Below are 16,572 nucleotides of genomic sequence, written 5' to 3' on the forward strand. Positions count from 1 at the left end.
GATCGAGCGTGTTATGGTCGATGAGGTGAAGCGCGTCCTATAGATTCGGCCGATCGAGCGCGCGAAAATGCGTTCGCCGGACGCTCACCTCGGAAAGGAAGTTTCGCGCGACCTGATAGGTCATCTGCGCGGCGCAAACCTGATCGCGTCCGGTCCGCGCAGCCCGACGCCCGGCGCGCCCTACACCTACGTTACGACTAAAGAATTCCTGCTGGAGTTCGGTCTCGACACGTTGCGCGACCTGCCGGATTTCGAGGCGCTCGAGGATGCAGGATTGCTCAGTAAGGAAAAGCTGTTGGCCGGCGACATCATGCCAGGGCTATCGGCCGGCAACGAACAAGACCGCTTCGAGGTAGGTGACGTGTGACATGTGCTTGATCGGACATCGATGAAGGGGGACGTCCCGAACCGGGCCGTCTCTAACGCAGGACGGCGATATCACCATCCGTTGCGCTGACACGCCTGTCATAGCAGAGGGCAAGGCTACTCCTCGCCGAACTCCTCCATAAGGGCCTCCCGCGCAGAGGCGTAGCATCCGGGGGAAAGCGCCTCCTCGAGGACGTTCAACACCTCCTGGAGGAACTCGTCCCGCGCCTCCTGCTGGATCCTTTCCCGGTCGACGTTCGCTGCTGCTCCACCAACATGGGAGAGGGCTTCTTGCTTGATGTCTGTTAAGGCCGACCCAATGGCCTGAAGTTCGGCCGCTGTTTCCATCGGCGCCCCAAGCAGGCCTTTGGCCACTCGTGCCTGATACGTCGTCACGTTCTTGGAAAGCTTGATGACCCGGTCGGCGTCTGCGAAGTTCGTACGCTGAAGAGCCTTCAGCTCCTTCTTCACGGTTGCGAGATTGGTCTTCAGCGCATCGACCGAAAGCTGCCCCTGTTTCGATACGGTGTGGGCTTCCCGTCCAAGCTGCTTCACCACCGTCGCCAGCTCGTTTCGAACCTTCTTCCAGGTCGGGTCATCCTCAAAGCCGTCGCGTCGTGCATTTGGCACGAGAGCGCTTGGCTCGACAAAGATCTCACCCAGAAAATAGTCCTGAAAGCGAGCGTTCGATTTAGCGTGATCCCGAAAAATGTCCCTGACGATCTCGGTCCCGTCGATCTGGATGTTGCGAACACGGATCCTCAGTCCGCTTACCTTCTCGTCGGTATATGCGCCGGACTCGTCTTTCTTTCCGACCCAGGCCCACCAGCGATTGGTCGGGGACTTGTGTAACTCGCAAGCACTGAGGGCGACATCACCTGACTCGAATTCGTATTCGAGCCCATAGGGCTTTGTCACGCGCTTGGGCTTTGCACTCCCGTCCCTGATCGTGATTTTCACTTCCTCTATGTCGATGCCGGTTTCGCGCGCGGCGGTGGTCAGTTTTTCCCGATAAGGAAAAGCGTCCGGGTAGGGCACCGGTCCCACCTGGCTCACAAAATCATAGAGCTCCTTGGCGGAGCGGCATTCATCAGGCGCGTCGGTCAGGCCTTCGAGGCGAACTTCGAAGAAATGCTTCTGCACGTCTCTGTGCGGAGTCCGATGCGCTTTGACGGTGTCCTTGAGGAGCTCCTGCGCCGATTTGGTACTGCCTTTGCCGGGCGCCATCGCCGCCCGCATGGCCTTTCCGTCGAAGATGACGGTCGTTTGCTCGCGCTCGCCCTTCGCCTTGGTGATGAAGGTGACCGTGTTGCTAAACACGATGCCAGCCAGACGACCAATCCCGCGGAAGCCGGCATTGCGTCGATGGCTCTTGCCCGATGCACCGACGCGGGTGAGGACAGTCGCCGCCGACTTGGCGGATAGTCCAGCACCGTTGTCTCGGATGACCAGGCTCTTGCGATCGGCGGCCATTTCGATCTCGATCAACCCTTCACCGAGTTTGAGAATTTTGAGCTCCTCAATTGCGCGTTGCACCGAATCGAACCCGTTCTGGATGTATTCGCGAATTGCGTTCCTCGCCTCGCCGTACATGCCAATAGTGAGGGTTTCCAGAACGAAGCCTCCGAAGAACGGCTCGAACGCGACGGGGGTCTGGTCAGTCGCCAAGTGTCTTCTCCTTCGGGATGGAAACGTCGACCGGTCGCTTGAAACCGATGGTCTCGGTCAACGCGTAGGTGATGGCGAACGCCTCGGTCCGCTCGACCTGCTCAGACGGTATCGAAAACAGCTCACATGCCTTGCGCACGATTGCGTCCCCGTCGACTGGCTTGGTGGCGTCGAAGAGAGCGGCCAGCCGCAAGCGCTCGTCCGCTTGCGCGGCTGTGAGGAGTTCGACGCCGGCGACGCGCAATGAGCGAAGCTCGTCTAGCCCCGGCGTATTGACCTCTGTGTCGAGGCTGACCGCAACTGATGCGGGATCGGCGCTCGGAATGTAAAGCGGCGCTACGTCATTGTCGCTCAGCCTCCTTGCCACCGCATTGATGGCGTTGACGGCGAAGGCGGCGGACTGACAGGCGAATAGCTGCTGCGCCGACGGGCTGCGCGGCGGCACAAGGGAGGTGTTGGTTTCGCGCTCAAGATACATCGACGCCAGAAACCCGAGATAAAAACAGCCCGCGGTATTGGGCGGGAGGGAGTGCAAGATCGAGACAAGATCGGCCAGGGCCTCGCCATAGCCGGCCTCCTCACGCAGAACGCGATCATGCAGCTCCCGTGCAATCCGAACGAGTTCCTTGTGATCCAGACCATCCAGTTTAGCCTGGGTCAGGCTTTCCTTGATCGACTGTTTCGCCTCGGCGGTCGCGCGCCATTCGGCGAGCAGGGCCACGCCTCGCTTCGCGACTGCCCGCCGGCTCTCCAGCAATGCGCGCCGCAGCGCGGTCGCCGACGAGCCGACTTCTGGCGCGTCCGCAAAGAGATGACCATTTTCCGCGGCTTGCGCCGCTGCCTTGGCGAGGTCGGCGGCGTGTCGCACTTCGATCAGCTTGGCGCGGCGCTCGTCTTCGTCTTCCGGCTCCGGGCCATCAGGGATGATCGCGACGTCAGCAAAGGAACGGACGCCCTCCTCGGCGATATCGCGCAAAAGGGCAGCCAGATAGGGACTGTCGAGGAGCTCAAGCTCTTCGATTTCAGCGAGCAGCCGGGCTTCCATGACAAGCATAGGATGAGCCCGCGGGACCGGCTTCCAGGATTTTTTGAGGGCGAGAAGCGCTGGTTCTATCTGCACGGTGTCACTGCGGCCGAAATGCCAGTCGTTTTTTCGGTCGTTGGTCAAAACGATGATTGCCTGCGCATTAGCGCCCTTGGCGTGCTCCAGCAGCTCCTTCCAGAACACCAGGTCGCCGTAGCGATTGCTGTCGGCGGGCGCTTCGTCGTCCTCGCCCTTGGGTGAACTAGCACTGCCCTTCTTGCGTCGATCCTGAAATCCGGGTGGGATCGAGCCGACAAACCGGCCGGCGCCGAGACCGGGCAGGTCTTTGAAGTACTCGTAGAGCGATGTCTTCTCAGGCGTGTTCACGTTGATGAATGCGATCACCTCCGAGGCGTGCTTCTGGTAGGATTTGTGCCATTGGCGCGTGACGGTGGTGAGGTGATGTAGAGCGTTCAAGGCGCTTCGCGTGGCAGCCCGAAGCGTCGAGGGATCTTCGGCACCCTCACCATGGGCTTCATCCATGAAGGGGCGAAAATAATTGTATGTCTTGCCGACGATAGTTGAGACCTCGTCGGTCTTTTCGCTGAGTTCGGTTATGATCGTCCCGGCGACGTGATGCTTGACGTACTCATGTGCTGCCCAGATCGGCACGTGCACACGGCCCGCGCAGTGTGTGCCGAGCCAGTCGAGCAATTCGCGGCGCGAGACCGAACCTATCTTCGTCATCCACATCAGGAAGGATGTGTCGACATAGAGATGCGTGCCTGGACTGCCAATAAGTGTCGACAAACGGGTCTTGAAGGCGCCTGAATCTTCCGTTTCGCAAGGAATCGTCAGGACGGGTTTTCGGACGGGCTCACTCATCGGCTTCCGTCCGCAACATTTGCCCCAGGCGCTTTGCCCACGTTAATGCTTCCCCCAACTAACGTATATTCGAGTACGCTCTATTCGAGCTTAAGCAGGATCCGATCGATCAGTGATTTCGCAGCAATCCGGTTTGCTGAGCACTCATAGATTAATTCAAAGAATTGCTCAAAAGTCTTTCGTTTCTCCTCAGGCAAGCGCTTCAGCGGTGAGGCGACCGGTTCGGCATCCCGCATCAGCGTGCACAAGCGCGTTCTCAGCTGGCTTATCTTTGTACCCAGGGCCTCGCGGTTCTCCGCAAGCAGATCCATCCCGGCGACCTTTTCCATCTTCAACAGCGACTGCTCCGCCAAAAGCGCCTTGCGGTCCCTTTCGCCTCGTCCGACACCGCCTTGAGCGACTATATCCAGCGTTTCGGACGCTGATTTCTCGTGGATTTCAAACTCCCGCACCCATTTGCGGCGTACCGAGCTAGTGCGGCAGCGTCGGGCAATGTCGCGTGCAGTGGGGGTCAGGTGGTTCAACAAATTGCTGTAATGCGCGTTCTGTTCAAAATGGTCGCGCCGGCCATTCGGCACCACCTTCCTGTCGAGCACGTGCACCTCGCCCACCGACCAGACGTTGAACCGCGGCTCGGGAAACAGATCTTCTAGAAGCGTGTTGTCACCAACCTGAACGTTGCCGGCGCGAAGCCGGAGACCTTTCACAAGCGTTCCGGTCGGCACTGCCCCTTCGTATTGGTGATGCAGCACCCAGCCGACCGCCGCGGCGTCGCCGTCGATGCCAGCGATCTCGATAAGGGTCACGTCATCGAACGTGATATCGGCCTTGTTGTCCAATACAAAGCGGTCGCGGTGCGGACGATAGAGCGGCTCTTCGGCACCGTCGATTCGAATGTCGAGCACACCGAGATCGAGATGATGCGAAAGTGCCTCGGTGATTTGCCCGCCGAACTGGAAATCTGGCGAGAACGGCACGGGAGCGACCTGGCTCAGATACTCGCCAATCGCGGTTGGGCTCATTAGACGGTCGTTCCGTAGCCGAACGATGCCCCTCATTTCAACCTCGAAAAAGCGCTGCGGTGCTTCGGAGATATCGATGCGTTCCAGGGTCGTCACTTGGCGGATCAGCTCCGCGATACCTTTGTCCTGGTCCAATGCGCGAAGCGCCTCCTTCAGTCGGCGGCAGTCCCAGCGCAGCTCGGAAATTTTGGCCTCACCCGGAACGCGCGAACGGAAGATCAGCTCCTGCGCGTATGCGAGCCCAGCGAGCCGGCCTACGCCGCGAAATCCACGGGCCGGTGTCCCACGCTTGGCACTGCCACCAAGTGCGGTCAACTTGCGACCGAATTCCTGGAAAGGAACGCCGCAGCCGTTGTCTCGAATTTGGACCGTCCGGCTACCAGGCTCTACCGAAATCTCGACACGGCCAAGCTCGCTGGCAGCGAGCTGGCCAGCCGCGCGAGCCGCATCGACCGCGTCAGCTGCGTTCTGAATGTATTCGCGGTACACTGTCATAGGGTCGACGTACATCGCGCTCGAGACGAGCTCGAGAACATCCTTGCCGATCACGGTCTCCGGCAACTCGTGGCGTTCGGCCGTCCCGCGACTTGTTGACGCCGCCCGGGCGAGCTTGATTGCAGCCGTCGCGTTCATGCGGCGATCCCTTCATGCGTCTTCGATTTGCAGACCGGCGAGGGCTCCGGTTCTTCATGGTCAAGGCCTGCGTCCTCGACCCGTTCATCCTCCGCCAGACCTGTTTCGGCAGTTGGCTCGCCCCTGGTAAGCTCCTTCTGCTTCGCCCAAATTGCAAACAGTTCGTCTTTAGGCACTGGCACGTAGAAGCGAAGAACCCGCTTCAGTGCCTCCGTTGTGGCCTGCTCCGCCAGCCCCGCAAACTGTCGAGGATCGCACGACGACAGTAACTCCAGCAGCTCGCGTCGTTCATAGCCATCGAGCCTGTTGAACTCGGCCCGGTACGCAGCGAGCCGCTCCTCGGGATCGAAACGTTCGTACCAATCGCGATTGAAGATGAAGTCGTGCGGGAGAGCCAGGATACGCTCGTACTCCTCGAACCTGTTGCCGAAGGCCCGCTTAAAAAAGGTGGGTTCGCCGCTGACGATGCCGTGGGTCGCCTGCAGGATGAGCTGCATCGAGCGGAGCTGGTAACGGGTCCACTTGCTGCCGATGTGACCACGGTCGGGCCGGTCGGTCGGCTGGAAGCGCATTGGAAACGACCAGATGCGTACGCCTAACTCCTCGTTGAGAGTCACATTGAGCCGCATCCGCTCAAACAAGTCCGCAGGGTTGTCATGGAAGTTATAGAGCATGTAATTCGAGAGCTCGGTGAGGCCGTATTCGGCGGCGTACCGCACCGCCTGTTCGTACGGCTTCCTCACACCGAGATGGTCAAACGCGATCCTCAGCGGCTTGAGGCAGATGGTCGCCAGTTCGCGCAGGTACATGGGATCCTTGCAGAGGATCCGGGCATCAACACCCTGATTAAAGTCGACCCGGCGCTGGACAGGCACCCGCATCCCTTCGCGCTGGAGCTTGGCGCCTGGCGTGAACCCGAGATCGCGGATTTCGGCAATGATCTCCTTGAAGCGCGGGCTTGCGACGACATTGTTGTCCATAAGGGTCAGGTCCTTCTTCGGACCGTAGAGCGCGTCGATGGCCTTGATGAGCGCCGTCAGTGACTCCGTGTCCCGCTGCGCGCCCTCGAGTTTTGGCACTCCGCAGAAGTGACATTTTCGAATACAGCCGCGGGAGGTGTACGCGAAGTAGGCATCACGAACCGGATACTTGTAGTCGATCTGATCGAGGATGCCGTAGTCGGGGACCAGATCCTCGATCGGGCGGCCACCGGTGTCCTCGGCGTAAAGCTCCTCTGAGAACTCATCCAACTGGAGCGCAACAGCCGGCGGATCCGAAAGCAGCCCCTTGATGAAGCGTATGCCCTGCCAGCGTCTCTCCTCAATGAAGCGCTCGTGCATCAATGAGGCGGCAATCCCGCCGACGAAAACTTTGTCGGCTTGACCGTTGGCAACCTCCAGCGCGAAATCGATCGTCTGCGCAATCTTCGGGTACTCGAAAGAGAAAAGTGTCGTGATGTAAATTCGGTCCCACGCCTGGTTCAGAACTGAGCGATCTTCCCCTTTGATGAATCGGACGCGATCTCGTTTCCCTTGCGGTCCGTGATATTGGGCAATTTTCATAAGGCCGAGCGGTGGATACTTGTTCTTGTAGCCGGGCTCGATCAGGAGAATATTCTTGTTAGCCATTGACCACCTTATAACGAGCGCGCTTCCGAACTTCGCGAATAAATTCTACCGCCTGCTTGACGCCGCCTTGGCCGCCGAAGCCCTTGAGGGGGCCGGAGGTGGACCAATCGATCGTTCCGGCGAAATCAGAAAGTGCGGTGATGAACGCCCGCCTGTCACATGATCGTCCAGCGTCGCGGCATTCGTTGACAATATCCGCCGCGATGCGAAAAAGCGCATAGACCCCCACACCCTTTGTCAGCATATGCTTGCGTGGATTGGCCCACTCCTGCGGGAGCACCACGCCAACCGCACGCCAGAAATCCAGCACGATACGCAGCGCTTCCTCGACCGAGCCCTTCGAAGACAGTTTGGTCGCCTTCAGGAACGCGTGGATGGCTTGCTGCATCATTCGCAGCGAAACGATCCTTTTCAGTCCGGAGGTCGTCTTGCCGCCAAGGTTCAGGCGCCGATGCCACGGCGAGTCTTCTTGGTTGTTCAGCTTGAATGCAATGAAAAGCTCGGGACGTTCGAGGGCCAGATCCTCGGCAAGTTGGGCTTCGTGGTAGTCGAGCAGACTGGTGCTCAGTCCCTTGGCTTTGCTGTTGATGATGCTGAAGACCAGCATTTCCTCGCGCTCAGAAAGCTCGATAAAGCACATGAACGGGAGGGGAATCGGCAGGTCGCCCAGGTGACCGAGGCGGTGCTGGCAGTCGACCTGTGCCATGATCTTCTGGGCGCCGGCCGAGATCTCCAGGCGAATGCGACCGTCCGGAAGCTCTTCGATCCGCCATTCGTCATTTAAGGCCGGCCGCAGGTTCAGCGTCAGCGGAATCGTCGAACTCTCGGGTTCCTTGATGTAGCGCCGAAAGTCCTGGCTGTGACGGTCGTTGAAAGGACGTTGATACCCGCGGCGGCTATCTTCATCGAGGATGTCGGCAAAGCTCAAGCGATAAAGAACGTCTGCCGGCGCGAAGCCGAGCAACACAGGCCTATGCGCCGATTGGCCTTTCAGGCAGTCGATAACAATAGCGGTTGTCACTGTTCGAATCCGACGACAAAATTGCAGTTCCAGACTGCACATTCTGCAGTCTGGAACTGCAGGTCAAGGCGGAATTTTGTCTGCACGGCAACTTTTGCGGGCAATCCAACAAGCCGTTTTGCTATTCTCCCTAAAAGTTCGCTCGCGCTCAGTGCGGAGCAATGTTTTTGGGTCGAGGCTAAGGCACGGATTCGATCAGAGAAAAGGTTCGGCGCGATGCTGCACGATTGCGACAATACGATCCCGAATAAGATCTCCGTTGGGAGCCGCCTTCAGAGGTATAGCAACATGGGGAGCCGAGTCGAAGGTCCGTCGAGCGCAGTTTGCCATCAGTTGCGCGGCACGGGAAACCGGCAGTTCGATCGTCCGCGCAAGCGCGAGAAAATCATCGGGGGTCAAACGGTCGTCCTTGCCATTGAGCTTTAACGCCATCCGGTCGTGTTGGAGGCCCGGGAAAAGGCGCGTGGTTACCGCATCGTAGACGGGGGCGAACCGGACTTGCGTGAAGCCATCGGCGCCGTCTTCGGCAATTTTGAGCAGTGCCAAGTTTTTCAGATGCATGTCGCCATCAGCGATCAGCCAGGCGAAGACAGCACGTTGGAACAGGATTTCTATGTCGGCAACGGGATCGGTGGACAAGGGGCGCAGGCCGCGCGCCATTCGCTCCATGGTGCTATCGTATTTGCGGGCCGCCGGGAGCTCGAGGATCGAGCAGAAATCCTCAAGTGCAAGTCGATGGATGTCGTTGTGGGAACGGCGAATGTCGAACCGTTCGATCAGTAGGGCAGGTGGCATCTGGTCGGGCATGCGCACGAGGACCGCCTCCGGAACATCGAACGCGGCCTCGCGCGCCAGCATCAGGCAGATCCATTCCACGATGGGCAGGTCGTCGAAACCGCTCGTCCCGGCAGGCTTCAGGATATGGGTGAAGGGCTCGGTGATTGCTGGAACCAGATCACCGTCCTGCCTGAGGCACATCGGCGCCTTGATCTGGACGCCGGACAGCCGCGGTGTGTTTGCGTCCGCGAAAAGGCGCGCCAGGTTATCCTGGAAGGTATCCTCGAGGGAACGTCGGGTCGGCCCTTTGTATTGGCCAGTGAAGAGTCCGCCAGCCTGGAAGTGAGCAAGACGCCCTTGCAGAACATCCTGCGGGACAGTTGCCAAGTCGACGGAACCGTCGACGATCGTTATGTTGGACATGTAGCGACGGCTCGTTCGGAGAGTTTCCCGTTCATCGCGATCATCGAGAACGTGTGCTAGCCAGCCTTCCGGAAGCAGCGATTCGATAAAAGGGGGTAGGCTGCCTGGGCGTGTCGGGCGGATCAATGGCGGCTGTCGACCCGCGGCCGCCGTCCAGCGCCATTCCACACCATCATGGATCAGTCGGCCGACAGGCTCACCGTGCCACGCTACGACGAGATCAATTTGCGCCCTGTTGACGGGTACCTGGGCCGGACGAGCCGCGTTGAGAAAGGCTTCTGCGGCTTCGGCCTCGCGAGTCCATCTGTTGGCCCGCGCCAGGGCCCAAATGGCATCGGCCGCAGAGCGTGCATTCCCATACTCTTCGATCAACCGGTCTGCCGTGCTTCGGCGCATAGCAGGGTCGATTGCACTTGCGTGTTCGCTTCGTAGACGGAAAGCTTCCAGAAAACGCTGGCCGGGTGATGAGGCCGTGATATGGAACTCGCCCATGTCGTCGCCAACGATGACCGGTACCGTCGAGGGGTTGTCAGGCGCCTGGTTTTGTATGATTTCGAGGCCCCGGATTCGGCTTCGCTGGTTACGACGCCCACTTAGGAAGAGACGGCCGTCCACTGTAGGCGCGAGCTGGAATGCACTCGGGCCCGACAAAAAGGCGTGAGGGTAAAGGTAGGCAGCGATGCGGACGGCGTGGTCCATCACCGTCTTGTTTACGTCGTCGTTGGCGTCCACATAGACGCCGCGCAGCAAGCTCACGAGCGAGCCGGCCTGCGCGGCCATATAGGCTCGGTGCCTGTCGAGATTTTCACCGACGAGATGGAGCGGCATGACTTTCCCGTTTTTCAGATACGCGAAAGTTATACCGCATTCGCCCGTCTGTCAGCGAGAATGTTCCTGAAAAGCCGTCAAAGGTCTATGATCGCGTAAAATCTCATTTCCTGATGGAACAGTTTGCGAATATTCGCGATTTGTGTCATCAAAGAGTGGAAAAGAGAAAGATCATGGTCCACTCTATCCCAGCCGACGTGCTCAAACATGTTAGAGACGCCAGTGGCATGAGTCAGGCGACTCTTGCACGCGCGATGAACACTGTTCCCAGCGTGCTCTCCAAATTGGAGAAGGCAGACGAGGTCGAGCCGGAAATCGCCGAACGTTACCTGGCTGCAATCGGCACCCAGACCGCAGCCGAGGTGAGCGAACACTATGCGCGAAACTGGTTGCGCGCAAAGCCACCGTCCTTCCTGCATCCCGACCGAGAGGCGCTTTGGACTATCGATAGGGCCGCCCGAGATCTCCTCGCCTTCCAGGGGGAAATGACGGACCCGATCCTGCGTGGACCGATCGATCTGCTTCGGAATGAACTTCAGATAACGGAAGCCTATCTAGACCGTCGTGACCACATTATGGCATGGGTAGGGGACATCGGCGTCGGAAAGACCATGGCGCTCACCTATGCTGTTGGGCTCCTGGTCGGCGATGGCCGCAGCGGACGCCGGCCTGCTTTCCCGGTGGGGCCTGGACGCACTACGGTCTGCGAAACAGCCATACGTGTCGCACCTACATTTGGGGTTCTCGTCGATACCGTCACGGAGGAGGAGGTTGTTCGGCTGACGAAACAATTCGTCGCCAGTCTCGCGCCTGGTGCGAGTGGCGGCGGGCTATCAGCCGAACTAGGCCGTCTGATCCGCAATATGGCTGGCATGAAACCGGTCAGTCACATGGAAAATGATGAGCCGATTACCAAGGACCCAATCGTTGACCTTCTGAAAGAGGGCCTTGGCATCGACGAGGTTACCGATCGAATTGTGGGCGGAATGAGTCTGGCCGCTCGAAAGGAACGCCAGATGATTCTTCCAGAGGGGCGAGAGGATGGCCTGCTTTGGGTGTCAAATCTGGTATCGGCGATCAATAGTGGTGCGGAACCGCGCTTCAGTATCCCTCGACGCATCACCGTCCTGATGCCTTCGGACAATCTTAGTGCTGATGGTCAGACCCTTTCCGTCATCGATACTCGCGGCGTGGAAGGCGTAACCCAGCGTCCTGATATCACCACGTACGCAGAGGACTCCCGGACTCTCCTAGTACTCTGCACCAAATTCGCAGATGCCCCGAACACGACCGTCCAACGTCATCTTCAGGAATCGCAGGACGCGGCATCCGACGCGGCTGAGCGCTATCGGCAATGCATCCTTGTCTTGCCGCGCGGCGACGAAGCCCTTGAAATGCCCGGCCTTGATGGTCCTGTTATCTCCCGTCAGCAGGGCTACGGCCTTCGGCGCAAGGAGATTGAACAGGCTCTGGCCAATGTGGGCCTACCACCGACACCGGTTTACTTCTTCGATGCAAAAAACGACGACGCCGGCAAGATCTGGACGGCTCTTCGCGGTCAAATCGCTCGCATGCGGGCTGCATATGCCGCTCGCGGCGTGAATGCGGCAGACGGCGTTCGAAACTTGATCGAGAATGTCGATGTCGTTCGCACGAGCGAAGCACGTCGGGAAATCGAGCAGGATCTGGCGCGCGTCCTGCACGCGGTCGGCGACCTTCCAGAAACAGTACGCCCCGCCTACCAGAACCTCATCGACCAGCTTGCGGTGGGGCATCACAGTTCAATTGCCGCCTCGATCTATCGGCGAGGCGATTGGGAGAATTTCCAGGTTGATCACATCTTGGGTACGGGGGTACGGGTCGATGCCAATTTGCGTTCGCGAGCTCTCGTGCAACGTATCGAGCACAAGCTGATGGACCTCGAAAGCAAGTATGAGGATCTTGAAGCGATCGGCCAGAATCTGAGGGCACTTCGGGCGCGGCTAAGTGAGAGCCGACAGGAGTTTCTGGCGGCGGCGCGCACCATCGGCCGCGACGCCTATGGTGAACTGTTGTCGGACGCGGATATCTGGACACAGACGGCGGAACGTTACGGCCAAGGGGCCGGGTACAAACGCGACATCACGGCCGCGTGGCGCAATTGGTTCGAAACAACCGAGGGCGTGCGCCAGACGGCATCAAAGGTTAGCGAGCGCCTTCAAGATGCCTGGAGCGTCTGGGTACTCGAACCCCTGATGCGCGCAACGAGAGTTCAGCCTGACAGCGAGCCTGGCGGAGCCTAATTGCCCAACTCCATGCTGACAGCCAAATGCGAATATTGGTAAAACGCGTGACTGTTAGCCGGCGCTGTCACTTGAAGAATCGTCGAAGAGCAGCTGTTTGCGGCCGTCGACGGGCTCTCCCCCAAGGATGCGCTTCACAAGTTCATGCACACGTCTCACATATTCGACCTTGTCCTTCGACAGCGGGCCTTTTTCTGCATGGTGCGTGACGGTGCGCGCCTTGTTGACCTTGCCGATCCACCGGACAAGCGTCGACTTGGCGCCTTTGCCGTAGAAATTGTAGCGATCCTTGAAAAGCTCCCAATTGCTGTCATGAAGCACAATGCCAAGATAGTCGATCAGATACAGATAGCGCCAACGCTCGTGCTCGCCATTGTCGTTGTTATAGTTCTTGTCGGCTTCAATCCGGATTGCCTTTGGCACGCCGGATAGCCACCACGCATCTTTCTCCTCACCAAACTTGGCCTTCAGCGTGGTCAGGACATCGTCGAAGAGAATTGGGTTGATCTCATCGATCATGATGCGAGCCTGTCGGGTTCCCTCGGCATCCTGGTTCTCCAGGTAGCGTTTGACCTCGGGGAGATCGAATGAGGGATCAGCGGTATGGATGATTGCCATCATCTGCAGGGCGTTTTGATCGACGCTGGCAAGCGAGCTGCCGCGGTTGCGAAAGCGGGCGATGTCCGATGGCGACGCATCATGAAAATAGGTGACTACGTGTTGCGCCAGCGGTCTGACGAGCTCGACGATATCGTCGGCTTCAAGCGACACCACGCGCGTTCCGTCGCGCTCGATGAAGACGATTAGCTTGCGGAGAAGAACAAGCAGTGCCCGCAGACCCAGGTTTGTGCAGAGATAGCCGCCCTTGGCATCGCCCAGTGCCCAGTGTTCCGGCACGCCATCCGCAAAAATGGCGAAGTAGCCCGACAAGGTGGAAGTCGCCTTTTTCATCATGGCGGCCGAGTCATCTGACAACGTACCCAGCGGGCCCGGGATCAGCCTGAAACTACCCTTCTTGCCACCCGACTTGTGAACCGATCCGAGGAGACTGTTACCCTCGATGCCATCCGCGAGTGAGGTGAGGGTCAGACACTGGAAATTGTCCTTCTGCTGAACGACTGTGAGTATGCGGTCACGGACCGTTGACTGCTTTTCCTCGTCCAACTTCAGCCCGATGCGCGCGCACATCGCGTCCAGCCGCTTGCGGGGGTCCTCATCGTCGATGTTGAGCGACGAGATGATTTCATTCACCAGATTACGCTGAACCTTGACCTGCTGCGTATTGATGTCAACGAACATCTCTATTTCCTGCCGGACCGGCAGGTTCTGGTAAGCCAGAACGGAGACGACGGACCGGTCCTCATCGGCATCGCGGCCTGCGTACGCGTAGCCATAGAGCCGATGCTGCCCATCGATGACCCATGCGGACCCGTATTGGCCGGGAAGATCGAGAGTGCCAGTCGCGGTATCTCCGAACGTTTCCTGGCTGTTGAAATTCAGGCCATCGAGCTTAACGTTGACGACGATGTTGGTTGGGAACGTGCCGCCGCGATCGAGATAGGCGCCGATTGATCGGAGCCGCGTAGGCTTTACCATGCGCTGGTACGTTTCGAGGTCTTCGTTGGATGTAGCGCCCATATGACTGATGTACGCGATGCGCAACAGGTCGTGGGGCGACATCAGGAAGCTGTAGAAGGTCGTATTGCCGACTTTGCCGCGGTTCGCCGGGACGCGCGTACGCAGGCCCTCAACTTTTTCACCCTTGAGATAACGGTCGAGAAACTGGTATCGCGCCGCCGCTTTCAGAATGCTGGTGAGCTTAAAAAATACGCGGCGTCGGCCTCTGTGATAACCGGCACGCCTGCTGCCGCGGCACGTTGCCGGTCGACAGTGCGGATGTCGACGTTTCGTGTTGCGATCGCGATTTTGACTTTCAGCTTTGGATCCCGGCCAAACGTCGAATGCACCGCGGTGACGACGTCTTCTCTGATCGCCCCAATCTTGTCGAGCAACTGCTTTACGGACTTGGTTGCAGTATCCTGTGCATGTGTGCATTCGACGACGAAAACCGCCTCATCGTCCTTCGCGAAAACATCGAGCTGCCGCCGTGACCCATCCTTCCCCACGATGTAGAAATTTCGATCAGGGTTTAGCGCCTTGAAGCCCATCCGGTAAAGCAGCGACCAAACATCATCCTCGAGCTGCCGATCGATAGGCTTGGCACGCTCAAGGCGAAGCGACCGCTTGTTTCGCTTCGCGAGCGTCCACCCGTCCGCCTCTTCTGCCGCAAGCAGGATAAGATGCTCAAAGCCGAGGTTTCTCACGGTTTCGAGAAGGTCGTCCAGTAGCGGCCCAGTCGCCGTGTGCATTCTGCAGCGCTCGACAAAGTCGAATACGTCTGAATCAATCATGCCAGAGATCCCACCTCTCTGCCGCGATGCAAGTGTAAGAAAAATTAGCAACTCGAAATATACCAGCGACGAAGCGCCATTTTGCCAACGGCCAACGTCATTAAATTGCCTTCCTTGCTGAATTGTGATGACAACAGTGAACCGAAAGACGGCCGAATGAAAACTGACAAATAATTGGAATGGCGACGTGCCCCATGTCTTGATCGGTTGTCGTAGCGGGTGCAGGGTAAATGCTATTATTCGCACATCGCTACGGATGCCTTCGGGCATTGCGTTCAGTCGACTGCGTTCGAAACTCTTGTGAATTCTAATGTCGGGAAGCCGTGGCGGATCTGCAACTGACCCGACGTCGCTTAGTTCAGCCTATCCGCGCCTGCTGCAGATCCGAGACGGTGGATGGCAGTTCGGTCGCACATTCTGTACCGGAGAAACAGCGCTGGAGACGGATGATGGGACTGAACATGGCGATGGACGAGACGGCGATTTGCGCCATTGACGATCATGGCGCGGTGCATCTGGAGGCGGCGGTGATGACCGATCCCGAGGCGCTCTTGGAAATCCTCAACCCTTTCCTCGGGCGAATGCGCCGCGTCGGCCACCAGGCGGGCTCGCTGTCGTCGAGAACGTGTTCCGCGTTGGGGCGCATGTAATATTGGAGGTCTCGCAAGTTGCAGCGCCATCCGACATGAAGGTCACCTCCTGGTTCATAGCGATGCCCTGATCGATGAGAAGCTCGTGCAGGCGGCGCTTCGGTTTTTCGTCATGCCCCGCCACAAAGCCAAATCGCCGTGCAGGTCCTTCTTCGGGCACGGACTTGCCGACGATCACCTCGAAGTTTGTCGGTCTGTCGGTCCAACTGCGCACGTAGCCTCCATCGATGCCGATCGTCACCGGTGGTCCGGGGATCGGCATCTTGTTCCATTCGGCCTGGCATCCGCTCGCGAACATGGCCTGCTCGGGGCCGAGCTCGGCTTCGAGACGCGCGGCAACGCGCATTGCGTCGTTCCTGATCGTCGACGCGTTCACGGCCTTGTCGATAGGCAATACGTCCGCCAGCAGAACGGCAGTTGCACCGTAGGCCGCAAGCGAGGCTCAACGCGCCTCGAGCGCAAGCAGATCAGGCGTGGCGCGTTCAGGTAGAGCGGCCACGACAGGTGCGACAACGCCGGGTACCTCGTGACATCGGCAGCATCGATATCGTGGGCTCGGCAGCGCGAGCTTGCCAAAGCACGTGCGCACGGTGATTGCGCGCTTGTCCTTGAGTTGCCGGGGCCGAAGGCAACACGGGCAAGGTCGCTGGGGTCGGGAATGATCCGTCACCTGAGCATCGGTGATCGCGATCTGGAGTGCAGCAAGGGCCTTCTTCGCTTCTTCCAGCGTCAAGCCGAGCTCATCGATCAACAGCGCACCGTCTGTTCGGTCGAAGCTGATAATCTCTTGCGTTTCGCCTGCTGCGTCGCCGCCGTCGATCAGGAGTTGAATGGCAAACCGCATCCACATCCCTCCTTATCTGCTGGAGAGGGAAGCATGCCAACCGGTTGAGGTCAGCCCCTTGTGAACCTTGAAAGTTCGCGTTTCAGAGCCGCATTCACCTCGCGCCGGCT

At 58.8% G+C, this 16,572-nt stretch carries 11 protein-coding genes and 1 pseudogene; 2 read left to right on the forward strand and 10 right to left on the reverse strand.

The features are described 5' to 3' along the window. Positions 1-46: 46 nt before the first annotated feature. Positions 47-367, forward strand: a pseudogene (locus ACWGTO_RS31170) (SMC-Scp complex subunit ScpB); the annotation flags it as partial. A gap of 116 nt (positions 368-483) precedes the next feature. Here ACWGTO_RS31170 and ACWGTO_RS31175 read toward each other — a convergent pair. The 6 genes from ACWGTO_RS31175 to ACWGTO_RS31200 form a co-directional block, all read right to left on the reverse strand. Beyond that, positions 484-2,034 (reverse strand): ATP-binding protein, encoded by a 1,551-nt coding sequence (locus ACWGTO_RS31175; RefSeq protein ID WP_454578593.1) that lies wholly within the window; start codon positions 2,032-2,034, stop codon positions 484-486. Beyond that, positions 2,024-3,943: a PIN-like domain-containing protein gene (locus tag ACWGTO_RS31180; RefSeq protein ID WP_454578594.1), complete on the reverse strand. Its 1,920-nt coding sequence runs from the start codon at positions 3,941-3,943 to the stop codon at positions 2,024-2,026. Before ACWGTO_RS31180 ends, ACWGTO_RS31175 begins: the two co-directional genes overlap by 11 nt. Before the next feature lie 80 nt (positions 3,944-4,023). Next, on the reverse strand, positions 4,024-5,598 hold the full coding sequence (locus ACWGTO_RS31185; RefSeq protein WP_454578595.1) for an ATP-binding protein: 1,575 nt from the start codon (positions 5,596-5,598) through the stop codon (positions 4,024-4,026). Continuing rightward, positions 5,595-7,226, reverse strand: a complete 1,632-nt coding sequence (locus ACWGTO_RS31190; RefSeq protein WP_454578596.1) for a radical SAM protein — start codon at positions 7,224-7,226, stop codon at positions 5,595-5,597. The genes ACWGTO_RS31185 and ACWGTO_RS31190 overlap by 4 nt, the downstream gene beginning before the upstream one ends. After that, positions 7,219-8,247, reverse strand: coding sequence for a DGQHR domain-containing protein (locus tag ACWGTO_RS31195; RefSeq protein ID WP_454578597.1), 1,029 nt, complete (start codon positions 8,245-8,247; stop codon positions 7,219-7,221). The genes ACWGTO_RS31190 and ACWGTO_RS31195 overlap by 8 nt, the downstream gene beginning before the upstream one ends. A 195-nt stretch (positions 8,248-8,442) precedes the next feature. Further along, positions 8,443-10,275 (reverse strand): type II toxin-antitoxin system HipA family toxin, encoded by a 1,833-nt coding sequence (locus ACWGTO_RS31200; RefSeq protein ID WP_454578598.1) that lies wholly within the window; start codon positions 10,273-10,275, stop codon positions 8,443-8,445. A 113-nt stretch (positions 10,276-10,388) separates the two neighbouring features. Here ACWGTO_RS31200 and ACWGTO_RS31205 point away from each other — a divergent pair, with 113 nt between their 5' ends. Beyond that, complete coding sequence (locus ACWGTO_RS31205; RefSeq protein WP_454578599.1) at positions 10,389-12,557, forward strand: helix-turn-helix domain-containing protein; 2,169 nt, start codon at positions 10,389-10,391, stop codon at positions 12,555-12,557. A gap of 54 nt (positions 12,558-12,611) precedes the next feature. Here the strand turns inward: ACWGTO_RS31205 and ACWGTO_RS31210 are convergent, their stop codons facing one another. The 4 genes from ACWGTO_RS31210 to ACWGTO_RS31225 form a co-directional block, all read right to left on the reverse strand. Next, positions 12,612-14,366 (reverse strand): DGQHR domain-containing protein, encoded by a 1,755-nt coding sequence (locus tag ACWGTO_RS31210; protein ID WP_454578602.1) that lies wholly within the window; start codon positions 14,364-14,366, stop codon positions 12,612-12,614. Beyond that, positions 14,360-14,968 (reverse strand): hypothetical protein, encoded by a 609-nt coding sequence (locus tag ACWGTO_RS31215; protein WP_454578603.1) that lies wholly within the window; start codon positions 14,966-14,968, stop codon positions 14,360-14,362. The genes ACWGTO_RS31210 and ACWGTO_RS31215 overlap by 7 nt, the downstream gene beginning before the upstream one ends. Before the next feature lie 561 nt (positions 14,969-15,529). After that, the gene (locus ACWGTO_RS31220; RefSeq protein ID WP_454578600.1) at positions 15,530-16,012 is read right to left on the reverse strand and encodes a hypothetical protein; all 483 of its coding nucleotides are present in this window, start codon (positions 16,010-16,012) and stop codon (positions 15,530-15,532) included. A 48-nt stretch (positions 16,013-16,060) separates the two neighbouring features. Continuing rightward, positions 16,061-16,462: a hypothetical protein gene (locus tag ACWGTO_RS31225; RefSeq protein ID WP_454578601.1), complete on the reverse strand. Its 402-nt coding sequence runs from the start codon at positions 16,460-16,462 to the stop codon at positions 16,061-16,063. Between the last annotated feature and the right edge of the window lie 110 nt (positions 16,463-16,572).

The organism is Mesorhizobium sp. PL10, assembly GCF_053714315.1.